Origin of the sequence: uncultured Parvimonas sp. (assembly GCF_963524015.1) — a bacterium.
Lineage (GTDB): Bacteria > Bacillota > Clostridia > Tissierellales > Peptoniphilaceae > Parvimonas.
On the sequence record NZ_CAURDT010000009.1, the window covers coordinates 1 to 12,344 of the forward strand.

Annotated in this window: 10 protein-coding genes and 1 pseudogene; 2 read left to right on the plus strand and 9 right to left on the minus strand. The window is 29.4% G+C overall.

The window, feature by feature from the left end:
- The 6 genes and pseudogenes from RWJ08_RS06895 to RWJ08_RS06920 all read right to left on the minus strand — a co-directional run.
- A partial coding sequence (locus tag RWJ08_RS06895; protein WP_313961556.1) for a GbpC/Spa domain-containing protein occupies positions 1-3,217 on the minus strand: 3,217 nt, incomplete at its 3' end.
- A gap of 326 nt (positions 3,218-3,543) precedes the next feature.
- A complete protein-coding gene (locus RWJ08_RS06900; protein ID WP_009354995.1) occupies positions 3,544-4,236 on the minus strand; it encodes a cytochrome c biogenesis CcdA family protein in 693 nt (230 codons plus the stop codon).
- A pseudogene (locus tag RWJ08_RS06905) lies at positions 4,226-4,525 on the minus strand (thioredoxin family protein); the annotation flags it as partial. The gene RWJ08_RS06900 and the pseudogene RWJ08_RS06905, both read right to left, overlap by 11 nt.
- 18 nt (positions 4,526-4,543) lie before the next feature.
- Positions 4,544-4,891, minus strand: coding sequence for a DUF6556 family protein (locus RWJ08_RS06910; protein ID WP_313961557.1), 348 nt, complete (start codon positions 4,889-4,891; stop codon positions 4,544-4,546).
- A gap of 372 nt (positions 4,892-5,263) precedes the next feature.
- On the minus strand, positions 5,264-6,049 hold the full coding sequence (locus RWJ08_RS06915; protein ID WP_313961558.1) for a bifunctional hydroxymethylpyrimidine kinase/phosphomethylpyrimidine kinase: 786 nt from the start codon (positions 6,047-6,049) through the stop codon (positions 5,264-5,266).
- The gene (locus tag RWJ08_RS06920) at positions 6,050-6,601 is read right to left on the minus strand and encodes an ECF transporter S component (protein ID WP_313961559.1); all 552 of its coding nucleotides are present in this window, start codon (positions 6,599-6,601) and stop codon (positions 6,050-6,052) included.
- A gap of 95 nt (positions 6,602-6,696) precedes the next feature.
- On the opposite strand from RWJ08_RS06920, the gene RWJ08_RS06925 reads away from it, so the two are divergent.
- Positions 6,697-8,019 carry a PLP-dependent aminotransferase family protein gene (locus RWJ08_RS06925; protein WP_313961560.1) on the plus strand — a complete coding sequence of 441 codons (1,323 nt, stop codon included), beginning with the start codon at positions 6,697-6,699 and terminating at the stop codon, positions 8,017-8,019.
- An 8-nt stretch (positions 8,020-8,027) separates the two neighbouring features.
- Complete coding sequence (locus RWJ08_RS06930; protein WP_313961561.1) at positions 8,028-8,432, plus strand: GNAT family N-acetyltransferase; 405 nt, start codon at positions 8,028-8,030, stop codon at positions 8,430-8,432.
- A gap of 78 nt (positions 8,433-8,510) precedes the next feature.
- Here RWJ08_RS06930 and RWJ08_RS06935 read toward each other — a convergent pair whose 3' ends face one another.
- The 3 genes from RWJ08_RS06935 to RWJ08_RS06945 all read right to left on the minus strand — a co-directional run bounded on the left by RWJ08_RS06935 (position 8,511) and on the right by RWJ08_RS06945 (position 12,284).
- Positions 8,511-9,938, minus strand: a complete 1,428-nt coding sequence (locus RWJ08_RS06935; RefSeq protein ID WP_313961562.1) for a carbohydrate-binding domain-containing protein — start codon at positions 9,936-9,938, stop codon at positions 8,511-8,513.
- Positions 9,939-10,399: 461 nt separating this feature from the next.
- On the minus strand, positions 10,400-11,614 hold the full coding sequence (locus RWJ08_RS06940) for a HAMP domain-containing sensor histidine kinase (protein WP_313961563.1): 1,215 nt from the start codon (positions 11,612-11,614) through the stop codon (positions 10,400-10,402).
- A complete protein-coding gene (locus RWJ08_RS06945) occupies positions 11,604-12,284 on the minus strand; it encodes a response regulator transcription factor (RefSeq protein WP_009354435.1) in 681 nt (226 codons plus the stop codon). Before RWJ08_RS06945 ends, RWJ08_RS06940 begins: the two co-directional genes overlap by 11 nt.
- Positions 12,285-12,344 lie beyond the last annotated feature (60 nt).

Consider the following 12,344-nt stretch of genomic DNA (forward strand, 5'->3'; position numbering starts at 1 on the left):
CTTCTTTACCATCTATACTTGCACTGTCATCTTTGCTATCAAAAACATCTTTTACCGGCTTTGTAGGTGTTGGGTTTGTTGTTTCGTTTGTATCGTAACTATTCTTTCCTTCAACCACATTAGCTTTATTAAGAATCTTTTCCCCATTTACATTGTCATCAACTTTTACTTTAAATGTAACTTCGAATGTTTCTCCATTAGCTACTTTTTCTTTTGTCCAAGTGATTTCTCCGTCTTTGAAAACACCATTATTTGTAGCTGATCCCTTTACAAATGTTGTATGTTCAGGAATCTTATCCTTTATTACAACATTTTGTTCTTTTCCAGTAGTATTCTTGTAAGTAACCTTATAAAGTAATTCTTGTCCTGCTTTTACTTCGTTACCATCGATACTTGCTTTATTGTCTTTGCTATCAAAAACATCTTTTACTGGCTTTGTTGATGTTGGGTTTGTTGTTTCGTTTGTGACAAAACTGTTTTTTCCTTCAAGAACATTTGCCTTATTTAAAATCTTTTCTCCACTTACATTGTCATCAACTTTTACTCTAAATGTAACTTCAAATTTTTCACCATTAGCTACTTTTTCTTTAGTCCAAGTAATTTCTCTGTCTTTGTAAACACCATTATTATCAGCAGAGTCTTTAACATAAGTTGTATGTTCAGGAATCTTATCAGTTATTGTTACGTCTTGTTCTTTTCCAGTTGTATTTGTATAAGTAACTTTGTAAAGTAGTTCTTGACCTGCTTTTACTTCGTTACCATCTATACTTGTACTGTCATCTTTGCTATCAAAAACGTCTTTAACTGGTTTTGTTGATGTTGGGTTTGTTGTTTCGTTTGTTTCGTAATTGTTATTTCCTTCAATAACATTTGACTTATTAAGAATTTTTTCTCCACTTACATTATCATCAACTTTTACTCTAAATGTAACTTCGAATGTATCTCCATTGGCTACCTTATCTTTAGTCCAAGTGATTTCACCATTTTTATAAACACCGTTATTGTCAGCAGAGTCTTTAACATAAGTTGTATGTTTTGGAATCTTATCCTTTATTACAACCTTTTGTTCTTTTCCAGTTGTATTTGTATAAGTAACTTTGTAAAGTAGTTCTTGGCCTGCTTTTACTTCTTTACCATCGATACTTGCTTTATTATCTTTACTATCAAAAACATCTTTAACTGGTTTCTTTGGCGTAAATACTTTTACTGGTTTTGATTCAACTTTATAAACATTGTTTATATTGATATCAAATTTATTTTCGTATTTTGTTCCTTCTTTTGTTACCTTCCCTGTAATTATAGGTGAAGTTACTTTTGCTTCTTTTGTAAGGTCTCCGTTTATTTTTTGTAATAAACTTTCCTTTGCTGTAAATTTAAGAACTCTTGTTCCTTCTGTATATTCTACATTATAATCAACATTCTTAGCTTGAGTTCTTGCTAAATCAAGTTCATAACCTTCAGGTAATGTATCAGTAAAAACTAAGGATTTTATTTCTTCATGTCCTTTTGGAAAAGCAGAAGTATTTAATTCAAAATTTACTACTGAACCTGTTTTTACTACACTATTATTTATATCTTGATTATTTTCATTAAGCACTTTCTTTTCTACTTGTGATTTTACATAAAGCACACTGTAGTGATAAGTAACTTTTGTATCCGGTTTTTGTGGTTCTTCTGGTGGTGTAGGTTTAGTTGGCTTATTTGGTTCCTTTGCTTTAATTTCAGGAATACCAATCGCACGAACCTTACCATTTAAAGAATACCAAATGTTAGGCCTCTTGCCTTCAGTATTATCTTTATCTTTAACCTTAGGGCCATAATCTGGACCATCTAAAATTTTTGTAGCAGAAGCCGCCCCAAGTGTAATATAATTTTTACTACCTTGTAGTCTAACTACACCAGCACCATACCATGAATTTTCTGCATCAGCAGTATCCCAACCTGATCCAGGTTCACTTGGACGTTTATACATAGAATGTTTACAACCACCTTCACCTTGTTTAAAGTTCAAGCTTTCAGTTGCATAAATCAAATTACGTTTTGTATCTTCGCCTACTGTTGAACCGGAAATTTTTACAAATTGTCCTGGCATATAATCTTTAGCAAGCTCTATAGAATTGTGTTCACGGTTAAGAGATGCGACTGACATTAACGCATCTTGAAATTCAACTGGATTTCCATCTTGATCATAAAAAGTGAATTCATTTTTAACAAAAATGGAAGTATCTTTTTCAGTGTCGCCTGTGTAAGCAGATGCGAATATCCCAAGTGTTGGGTCTGTAAAGATTCCTAACCATGCCTTAGTATTCTTAAAAGCAGAGTCTGAAGTTAAAGTATATTTAAAAACTATTTTTGAGATTTTTTTACCATTGTAATAAGTTTTTTGAAGGTTTGTATATGTGGCTGTTACACTTTGTCCCTTTTGTAATAGAACTGTTGCCCATTTTACCGTACCATTATTACTAACAGTAGTTTTCCATGAAGATTTATTGCCGATATTTCCATACAATTCCGTGTTATTTATAATACCACCGGCATTTTCCAAATCTTTAACACTCATATCATCTAATTGCAATGTTTTTTCTGTATATTTAGGTGTCTTACTAAATGCCTTATCAACTGCATTAGCTGATACATAACTTCCTTGATTCTCAGATAGAGTTAACTTTGCATCTGGCTCTGAATCATATACAAGTGTTTTAGCATATGGAGAAGACAAAAATCCAGGATTATCTTTATTCTTTTTGTAGTCTTCTAATGCCTTTTCCATTTCTTTTTTTTCTTTTTCGTATTGCTTTTGAAAATCATCATACTCTTTTAAGTATTTTTTATAATCTTCCTCATATTTAGCTAAATCTTTATCATATTGTGCTTTTTTCTTATCGTATTCTGCTTTTTTAGCATTATACTCATCCAATTTAACTTTTGTTTCTTTAATTTTTTTAATCTGAGCTTTATAATCAGCATCAATTTCCGCTAATTTAGCATTAGCCTCTGCATTAGAGCCAACAGAACCCTTATCCACTACAGAATCTTCTGTAATATCTAATCCAGAATCTTTTGCTTCCTTTACAGCTTTATCCAACTCAGTTCTATCAGCTTTTACTTCTATTCCCTTAATTGGATCTGCTGCATAAGCCTGAGATGCGATTGGCATAATCAATGAAACTATTGCCATTACCGATACAAGCTTATTAATAAATTCCCTTTTCTTCACTATTCAATCCCCTTTCCATAAGAAATATTTTTTTAATAATTGTTTTTTAACTATAATTTTTAAAAATCTCAAAAATTTTCTAACATTCTAAATAATATCTATTAAAAAATGTCACCTCTTATATTTTATCATAAATAACAACAAATGTCCACATTTTTAAGGCTTAAATCGTTTGAAATTCTGTTTTTTTAATAATTTATATATAAAAACCATAAAAAAGAACTTAGTTTTTTACTAAGTTCTAATTCTTGTGAAGTAAAAAATCTTCCGAAAACTCACCCAATACAAATATTTCAGAAGGGCGAATTTTTTTCTAAAATTTCTAATTAAAAGCCTAAATATAAGAAATATAGACCTATAAGTAAAATTATTATTCCAAAAACAATTTTTACAATATCTGATATTTTTCCATAAGATTTATTTGACATCACTTTTCCAACAAAGCCTGTACTAGTTCCTGCAATTATTACCAAAATACTGTTGCCTATTGAATATAGCAAAAATAGTAATACTCCCCAAAGTAAACTTCCTTTTGAAGCAACAATCGCAAGTAATGCAACTAAAATTGGAGTTGAACAAGGACTTGAAAACAACCCTGCCATTATTCCAACTATCAAAGCACCTATATATCCAGTCTTTTTACTTTTGTTAGTCAAAATTTTACTTGGAACTACATTTATTATCTCCCAAGTTTGCAATGCCATTAAAATCATAACAACTCCTAAAAATATATTCCAAAGTTGTCCTGATTGATTAAAAATCTTACTAAGTAAAGCTGCTAAAACCCCTAAAGTTGTATAAGTTATTGCCATTCCAATGGCGAATACAACAGAAATTTTAAAAGCTCTTTTAGTGTCATCTTCCTTAGTTCCAGTCATAAAACCAATAATCAAAGGAATTGATGCAAGTGAGCAAGGTGAAATAGAAGTTAGTATTCCTCCAAGTAATGCGAGGATTGGAGCTAAGATACCAAAAGATTTCAATCCTTCTCCAATGATATTCTCTAAATTATTTAACATTCTTCAACATCTCCTCAATAACTTGCTTTAATTCTTCATATTTAACAACACCTTCTGATCCACCAAACTTTAATTCGCCAGTTTTCTTATCTTCATAAGCAACATAACTTATTTTCTTCGCCAAATCTCCCTTTGCTTCATAAGGTGTTCCATCTGCATTGAAGTAAAATAAAGTAGGTGTTACTCTTACTGGAAATTGTGATGCAAATGCTTGTTGTTTTCTAAGGTCGATAGTTTTTATTATTACTTTATCCTTATATTCTTTTCTCAGTTTTTCCAAAACTGGGTGCTGAACAGCACAAGCATGTCACCCATTTTGGCTAAAGTCTAAAATCATAACCTTTTTTTGACTTTTTAGACTTTCTAAAGTTAGATTCTCATCTGAATTAGAGTTTTTAGAATCTGAACTGTTTTTGTTGTCGTTGCTACTATCATTTTTATTGTTATTATTGGATTTGTTTTCTGTGATAGTATTATTTTTGGAGTTTTCATTACTATCATCTTTATTGTTTTTATTCATATAAAAGTTTTTAAAAATGAAAATTCCAAAAACTATAACGAACACTGAGCATAAAACTGCAATCTTCTTTTTCATAGTTCTCTCTCCTTTTAGAATTTGATAAAAATATACCCTACAATAAAAATGAATAATCATAATCAAAAAGAAGTATGATAAAAAATTTTCTATTTTCTTTAAATTTAGTTCATATGACTGTAGAAATTTTATTATATTGTTTGCAAGCAGGGAGATTTAGGAAATATTGTATCATTGTACACAATGACTCCGTCAGATCTACTTTTGTTTCCAAGCACGGAGCCTTAGGAGATCTCCAGGACAACTGTATCTTTAGATACAATTGTCCCGTCAGACCTACTTTTGTTTGCTAACAAACAAAGTTAGGGCTAGATTCACTCCGGTCGAGATGACGTGTTGAGGACATCTCTTCGCAAAGTACTATGACGTGAATTATTTTGTTTTCTATGCAATTTTTATCATTTTTAAAATTTTTTCCAAACAAAAAATAGGCTATCCGCCTATTTTAAAGTTTTCTAATTGTATTTCATTTAAACCTTCAAACTTTTCTTGTTTTTCTATATTTTTAAATAATAGTTTTTGGATTTTATCGATTGAATTTTCTAATTTCTCTCCTTTTATCAACTCACTTGCTACAAGAGACGAAAACACGTCCCCCGTTCCACAAATTTTTATATCAACTTTTTCACTTGCAAACCATTTTATTGAATTTTCGCAAAAATACAAAGTATTAAGTTTGTTATTTTCTTCAAAACTTTTGATTAAAATTCGTTTTGATCCCATTTCAGATAGTTTTTTTGCAATTTTTTCTATATCTTTTCTTTCTATCTCAGAAAATATTTTGTTATATTCTGTTAATAAAATAGCCTCTGTGAGATTTGGTGTTACTACATCTGCAAAATTCAAAAGTTCTCTATAAAAAGATATTTGTTTTGCAGTTGTTCCGGAGTATTTTATACCATTATCTCCAAGTATTGGATCTAAAATGACTTTCCCTTTAAAATTTTGTAATATTTCCTTTATTATTATAAAAACTTCATCATTATCAATAAATCCAATATAAATTGCATCAATTTTCTTAATTTCAAAGACTTTTTTAACTATTTCAGAAAAGTTTGGAATATTAAAACTAATATAATCCTTATAACTCATATTAGAAGAGAATATTTTGGTTGGAACTCCAAACACTTCATGACCATTTTGTGTTAATACTGAAATATTTGCCTTTAATGCCATATTTCCAACTACACAGTAGTCATTAAATACTAAAATTCTCATTTATCTTATACTCTTTTTCAAAATTGGCTTTAAAACCTTTACCAATATAACAGCAATTAAAACTCCAACAATTGCATTAACTGATGAAGCCCATAATCTTTGTAGCCCTTTTGCAATTGCTCCTGCTTGTGGTAATCCTTTAACATAAATATCAGATATATAACTTTTAGATAAATATAAAATTACATAAGTGACAGCTCCTGTTATTGAACCTATTAAATTTTTCTTAAAGTCTTCTGCTTTTGCTCCGTTTGAGTATGCGATTTTACCACATATGAAAGCCATTAAAAATTTAAATGTAAATGTAAATGGTGCAGAAGGTAGATAAATTGGATTTATTAAATCAAAAATTGCTGAGCCCAAGCCAGAAGCAAGACCACCTGCAAGAGGCCCTAATAAAAGTCCACATAATAGGCAAAATCCATTTCCGATATGTACTCTAGTTGCACTTGCTCCAAGTGGTATTTGGATTTGGATTTGTGAAGCTACAAAAACAACTGCTGCCATTACTCCTATTAATGTTATTTTTTTAATACTTAATTTGTTTTCCATATAAATGCTCCTTTGTTAATTCTAATCAAATATAGTATAATATAGATATTGATACTGTTTGTAGTGTCAAAATAATATTTTTTTATGGTGTCAGAATGTTAATATTAAATAATGGTGTACTCTATATGCAAATATATGAGTATTTTAAAAATGAAATAATAAAAGGAACTTACAAAGCTAATAAAAAACTACCTAGCAAGAGAAATCTTGCAAAAGAGTATAATATCTCTTTAAATACTGTAGATAACGCCTATTCAAAACTCTTTGAAGAAGGCTTTATTTACTCAAAAGAAAGACAGGGTTTTTTTGTTTCTGATGTTGGAGAGCTTTATGTCCTAGATAGCAAGCCAATCCACATAACAAAAGAAGAAGAAAATATCGAATATGACTTTTCATACAGCGGTGTAAGTGAAGAATTTCCTTATAAGATATTCAAAAAAATATCTTCAAATATTTTCGACAATAAAGATATTTTAGAGAAAGTTGATTATCAAGGTTATCTTCCACTTAGAACACAAATTTCAGAATATCTTGATAAATCAAGAGGTTTTAAGGCTGACCCTTCACAAATTGTAATTTCAAGTGGATCTGAATATCTATTCCAAATTATTTTTAAATTGATTTCAGGAAAATTTGGAATTGAAGACCCAGGATACAACATGCTTTCCAATATCATGGATACAAATGATATAAATTATGAATTTATACCAGTAGATGAAAATGGAATGGATTTAACAAAATTAAAAAAATCAAAGTCAGATTTTTGTGTTATTACTCCAGCTCATCAATTTCCAACCGGTGTTATAATGAATATGCAAAGACGTGTTGAACTTTTGAATATGAAAAGGATAAAATATGTAATTGAAGATGACTATGACAGTGAATTTAAATATTCAAAAAGACCTGTTCCTGCATTAAAATCAATTGATGTGAATGATAAAGTAATTTACATTGGCTCTTTTTCAAAGTCAATCTCTCCAAGCTTTAGAGTGAGTTTTATGGTTTTACCATTCGATTTGGTTGAAAAATACAATAAAATTTTCAAATTTTTCATCTGTCCCGTTTCAATTATGGTGCAAAAAATGCTTACAACTTTTATAGAGTCTGGGGAGTTTGAAAAACATCTTAACAGAATGAGAAAAATCTACTCTAAAAAACGACAACTATTAATGGATATGTTAAACGAAAGAAAAGATATCACTATAAGAGGTTCAGATGCGGGGCTTCATATTGTTTTAGAATATCCAAAAACTTACTCAGAAGAGTATATCATAAAAAAAGCAAAGGAAAAAAAGATAAAAGTCTATGGACTTGGTTCTTATGGAACAAAAAGAGAGATACCTTCGATTTTATTAGGTTTTGCAACACTTAGTGACGAAAAATTAAAAGAGGGAATTAAATTATTCCTAGAAATCTAGGAGGTTTTATGGAATTTAAGGAATTTGATTATAACAAGTATTTTGAAGAAATAAAGAAAATCTTTAAATCTGCAAACTGGTCTGCATATCTAAAAGATGATGAAAAACTAAAAAGAGCTTTTAAAAATTCACTTTATCTTTTAGGTGCTTTCGAGAATGATAAATTAATTGCCTTTATTCGTTGTGTTGGAGATGGCGAACACATATTACTTATTCAAGACTTGATTGTAGATTCTAATTACTATAGGCAAGGAATTGGAACAAAACTATTTAAGTATGTTTCAGAAAAATATAAAGATGTTAGAACTTTTTGCCTTTTTACAGATATTCACGATATTAGAGATAATGAATTTTACAAGTCTATGAAAATGGTCAGGATTGAAGAAAAAGATATGATTTCATATATTAGATAGTTTTATTTTCCATTAAAAAAGCTGTGAATTTTTTCACAGCTTTTTACAATCATCAGTTACTTTTTCCATATATTTCAATTATTTTTCAACAAGTTCGGCAGATTTATAATTTATCTTATCTAAGAAAACGTCTAAAGTCTGATTCCCTGCCACTAAAGTATATTTATTATTTTCTTTTATCCCTTTTGTACTCACTATAACAGTTTGATATTCCGATTTTGGTTTATATTCCGTTAAGGTTTTTCCTGATTCATCCAAAACTTTCAGATTTTCTTTAGTTTTTTTGTCAAATTTCATCAACATACTTCCCTGAGTTGAAGAATCTCCAAAACTTTTAACTGTTGAAGAATTTCCAGCACCTACAAAAGTTCCTCCACTTATTTTAGCAGAGCCTTCATAATTCAGTACTGAATTTTCGCTGTTATTTGAACTTTCTACAATAGTTTCTCCTCCAGTTACGGAAATATCACCCTTAGAATTTAATCCATGTTTTTCGGAATAAACACTAACTTTTCCCCCACTTATTTGTATATGTAGAGAATCTGGCTCAGTATCTTTTTTGCTACTTGCAAATATGCCATCATCTTTCGAAACAACCTGTGTGTTTCCGCCTCTTATGTCTATGTTTTCGCTTTCGATGCCATTATCTCCACTTTTTATATTTATATTTCCATTGTTTATTGTAACTTTCGAATTTGAATTTATTCCGTCTTTTCCAGCGGAAATCTTAAAATTTCCATTTGCAATATATACTCTGCCTTTATTACCATCTCCAGAAGCTTTTAATCCTGTACCTTTCTCGCCAGACTTAATATCATATTTACCATCGGCTATTGCTACAGAATTATTAGCACTTACAGTATTTCCAGCAGTATCCATTGCATACTTTCCGTCTACAAATACTACCTTATCTTGAGATACAATTCCTCTACCATAAGGTGAGAAAAGATTTAAAATTCCTGTACCGTTAAAACTTAAATCACTCTTTGAAAAAATAACTGAATCCTTGTTGTCCTCTTTATTATATTCACCTTTTAGTTCCAATTTATTATTAGTGTCTGATGCTAGAGTAATAATAGTCTTTTTAGCATTTTCAACTAAAATAGGACTTCCTTTAGATGAAGAAAGATCAACTCCTTTCAACACAAGTTTTACTTTATCATTACTTTTTGCATTAACTACAATTTGACCATCATCGAGTTTACCGGTTAAAATATAAGTTCCTCCTGCAGAAATAGTTATAACATTTCCAGAAACACTTAAATTTTCTCCTTTTATTTTAGAAATATCACTTAAATTCAAAATTGTACTATTTTTTTCATCGACCATAGCATCATAATCATCATCTGCAAATATATTCGACTTAGCATTTGAATTAGTTCTATTTACTTTCATATTTTGCATCGAATGTGTATTGGTTTCTTTTGTAGGTTTACTACAAGCTACCAAACAACCAGACAATATAGCCAAACTGAATAATTCAACTACCAATTTATTAGCCTTCATATGTCCTCCTTAATACTATTTCAACACAATTAAATTCTTATTCATATTTTGTAATTACATTTTACAAAAGTAACCTTTGATTAACCTTAAATATATTTTTATTTTAAAAGATATTTTTGAGTAAAAAAATGATGTATCAAGGAAAATTATATGATAGGAAGATTAACATAAACATTAAATTATACAAATTAGACTACAATAATTGATGTATCTACGATACATTTCACTATTGCTTGTAAACAAGCAAAGTTAGGTCTAGATTCACTTCACTCAGCACGCTTTGCTTCGGTCGAAATGACGTATAATGTAAATAGCTTTGTTTAAAAGCTAGACGTTAAAAGTAAATAAACTTCAAAATGTATTTAAAAGTTCGAAGAAAATTATTTAAAATTATATATTAGAGAAAACACAAAAAAGAGCTATTAATTTAATAACAGCTCTAATCTATATTATTCAATTTTTTATAATTTAACTGTAAAAACAATTTTTTCTCCATCAAAACTGTCAGCAGAAATTTTTCCCTTATGTTTTAAAACAATTGATTGAGCGATAGAAAGTCCAATTCCATATCCCCCAGTTTTACTATTTCTTGAACTATCAGCTCTGTAAAATCTTTCGAATAAAATATTATAGTTTTTAATTTCTAAATTGTCTGCTTCATTTTCTACAGTAAATACTATTTTTTTATTTTGCTTTGTTAGTCTTACATTTATATCACTATTTTCTTTTGCATATTTAATAGCATTATCAAGCAAAATTCCTATAACCTGTCTAATTAATTTTTCATTTCCCTTAAAAGAAATTCCATCTTCAATATCTGTTACTATATTTTTATCCAAACTTAAAGCATAGTCTTTAACATCTGTAATACAATCATTAAGCACATCAGAAAAAGAAAAATCCATTTTATCCAAGTCATCAGATTCGTCAAGTTTAGTAAGTGAAATCAAATTCCCGATAAGCCCATTTAATCTATTTACCTGTTTATGAATATTTCCTGTCCACTTACTCTCCCCACCTTCCATTTCAAGCACATCTGCACTTGTCTTTATTATAGCAAGTGGTGTTTTTAACTCGTGGCTTGCATCTGTGATAAAAGCATTTTGCTTTTCATATGCTTGAACCATAGGTGCAACAGCTTTTTTTGATAAAACATATGAAAAGAATGTAACAAGTCCTAAAACTAAAAGGCTTATAATAACACTATTTCCAAGATTTGAATAAAAGACATCAAAATCTTTTACAACATCTACAAAGGCAATCAACTTTCCCTTATCCGTATTTTCAACCATATATTTAAAACCCTTGTAATAGCCACTATGTTTTCCTTTAGCCAAAACTTCTTTTGCATAATCAACAGCATCGGAAGCACTTGTAAAAAAAACATCATCTGTATTAACTGTTACAATATTTTTTTGATTATCTGTTCTAACTGTAAAAAATCTGTTAGAAAAGTTCTTAAGATATAATGTCTTTTTTTCGTCGGCATTTTCATTAACTACTGCAAAACTTGGCATAACTCCATTATTTTCAATTAATGTTTTTAGTAGTTCATCTGAACTATGTTTAAGATTATAGAAGTTAGCAACATTTACAAAAGCCATAATCGCCAAAATTACAACGGAGATAATTCCAACTGAAAAATAGATAAACTTTTTTCTAAGTTTACTTTCCATTTATAGCCTCCAAAGAGTAACCAACATTTCTAGTTACTTTTATCTCAACATCTGCATCTAGTTTTGCAAGTTTCTTTCTAAGATATGAAATATAAACCCAAACGACACTTATATCAGAATCTGTATCATAACCCCATATTTTATCCATAAATGTATCAGCTGAAATAATATTTGAAGGTGTTGACATTAACATTTCAAGCATTTGAAATTCTTTGTTTGTAAGTTTGTAATTGCCCTTTTCTGATGACAATTCAAAAGTAGTTCTATTTAAAGTAATATTTCCAAATGTCAAAACATTGTCTGTTACATTTTCTTTTCTTCTAGTTATTGCTCTAAGTCTAGCGAGCAATTCCTTAACTTCAAAAGGCTTAGTTAAATAGTCATCTGCTCCACTATCAAGTCCCACAATCTTATCATCAAGTTCTGACTTTGCAGTAAGCATAATAACTGGAATGCTGTTTCCATTTTCTCTAATAGTTTTTAAAACAGTAATACCATCAACTTTCGGCATCATAATATCTAAAACAACAGCATCGTAGTTTTCCGCTTCTAAATAAGTAAGTGCTTCTTCTCCGTCATAAACGACATCAACAGAATACTTATTACCTTTTAGAATAGCACAAAGTCCGTCTGCCAAATCAATTTCATCTTCACAAATTAAAATCCTCATAAAAACACCCCGTATTTTTTCTATACTTTTTTTATATACTATAACAGTATAACCTTAAAA

Excerpts from the sequence above, each read along its gene's own strand:
- RWJ08_RS06940 (WP_313961563.1), bottom strand. The coding sequence starts at position 11,614 with ATGGAAAGTAAACTTAGAAAAAAGTTTATCTATTTTTCAGTTGGAATT.
- RWJ08_RS06910 (WP_313961557.1), bottom strand. The coding sequence starts at position 4,891 with ATGATTATTCATTTTTATTGTAGGGTATATTTTTATCAAATTCTAAAA.
- RWJ08_RS06915 (WP_313961558.1), bottom strand. The coding sequence starts at position 6,049 with ATGAGAATTTTAGTATTTAATGACTACTGTGTAGTTGGAAATATGGCA.
- RWJ08_RS06900 (WP_009354995.1), bottom strand. The coding sequence starts at position 4,236 with ATGTTAAATAATTTAGAGAATATCATTGGAGAAGGATTGAAATCTTTT.
- RWJ08_RS06945 (WP_009354435.1), bottom strand. The coding sequence starts at position 12,284 with ATGAGGATTTTAATTTGTGAAGATGAAATTGATTTGGCAGACGGACTT.
- RWJ08_RS06925 (WP_313961560.1), top strand. The coding sequence starts at position 6,697 with ATGTTAATATTAAATAATGGTGTACTCTATATGCAAATATATGAGTAT.
- RWJ08_RS06920 (WP_313961559.1), bottom strand. The coding sequence starts at position 6,601 with ATGGAAAACAAATTAAGTATTAAAAAAATAACATTAATAGGAGTAATG.
- RWJ08_RS06935 (WP_313961562.1), bottom strand. The coding sequence starts at position 9,938 with ATGAAGGCTAATAAATTGGTAGTTGAATTATTCAGTTTGGCTATATTG.
- RWJ08_RS06930 (WP_313961561.1), top strand. The coding sequence starts at position 8,028 with ATGGAATTTAAGGAATTTGATTATAACAAGTATTTTGAAGAAATAAAG.